Source organism: Streptomyces atriruber, from assembly GCF_001418325.1.
Taxonomy (GTDB): Bacteria; Actinomycetota; Actinomycetes; order Streptomycetales; family Streptomycetaceae; genus Streptomyces; species Streptomyces atriruber.
Window position 1 is genome coordinate 1 of record NZ_LIPN01000389.1, and the last position, 1,417, is coordinate 1,417.

1 protein-coding gene and 1 pseudogene are annotated in these 1,417 nt (G+C 70.9%); both read left to right on the forward strand.

Features of this window, described 5'->3' with window-relative positions; all coding sequences use genetic code 11:
* Positions 1-714, forward strand: a 714-nt coding sequence (locus AOK03_RS33265; protein WP_425264434.1) for a TolB family protein, incomplete at its 5' end; no start/stop codon positions are given.
* Positions 715-1,043: 329 nt separating this feature from the next.
* Positions 1,044-1,417: pseudogene (locus AOK03_RS33270) on the forward strand (citramalate synthase); the annotation flags it as partial.

Genomic DNA, 1,417 nt, shown 5'->3' on the forward strand with positions numbered 1-1,417 from the left:
ACCGCGGTCTTCCTGCGCGACCGGAAGGCCGGCACCACCGAGAAGGTCAGCCACCCGTACACGGGCGGCGACGGCGAGCGCGACGCCCACTCGCCGACCGTCAGCGACAACGGCCGGTACGTCGTCTATGCCAACTCCTTCGTCAACGGACCGCGCGGCGACGACTGGAGCGACCTGTGGCTGCGCGACCGCAGGACCGGCAAGCTGTCCCAGGTCGACCGCTCGTACGACGGCTCCAAGACGGAGAAGGAGTCCCTGAACGCGTCGATCAGTGGCGACGGCGGCACCGTCGTCTTCGAGTCCCGGGACACGCACCTGGTGCCCGACGACAACGACACCGCCTGGAACGTGTTCGTGCACGACGTGGCCTCCGGCCGCAACCAGCGCATCCACGGCACCCAGGGCGGCCCCGGCGAGGCCTACACCCGCTCGCCCGCGATCAGCCGCGACGGCCGCCACCTCACCTACATGTCCGAGCTGACCGAGCCGGGCAGCCAGTACGGCAAGGAGTGGCCCGTCTACCTGCGGGACCTGAAGAAGGGCGCGACCACGCTCGTCACCCCCGACACCTCGGGAGGCGCGGCCACGGCCACGGTCGCCCCGGGCGGCATCTCCGCGGACGCCCGCCGGATCGCCTTCTCGTCCGGTGACGCCGGGCTGCTGCCGGGCGACACCAACGACGGCAACGACGTCTTCGTACGCCACCTGCGCTGACGCCCGCCACGACGCGGGCGGCGTGACCACGCGCCGCCCGCATCGTGAGACAGCGGCCCCGTGCGCGGGCAAAGCGTGGCAAGCTGCCTCCGTGCTCTCGTTCGCCATGATTATTGGCAGCAGGCGCGCCGGTCCGCAGTGACCGCCTCGTATCCATCACGTACGGGCGGACACCGTCGCCTCGACCCGCGCGCAGACCTCTCGCACCCGCGAGGGGTTTTTTCGTTTCCCGGCCCAACTGCAGCCGGACACGGAGCGCGAGGGATCATTGGGGGTGGTGGAGCCGGTCATTCCGGTAGACCGAGATCCGACACAGGAGCCAGATCAGCATGACGGAAACCCGCACACCCGACGATTCCTTCCACGTCTTCGACACGACGCTGCGGGACGGCGCGCAGCGCGAGGGCATCAACCTCACCGTCGCGGACAAGCTGACCATCGCCCGGCACCTGGACGACTTCGGCGTGGGCTTCATCGAGGGCGGCTGGCCCGGCGCCAACCCGCGCGACACCGAGTTCTTCGCGCGCGCCCAGGAAGAGATCACCTTCCGGCACGCCCAGCTCGTCGCCTTCGGCGCCACCCGCCGCGCGGGCGCCAAGGCCGCCGACGACCCGCAGGTCAACGCCCTCCTGGCGTCCGGCGCCCCCGTCATCACCCTCGTCGCCAAGTCCCACGACCGGCACGTCGAGCTCGCCCTGCGCAC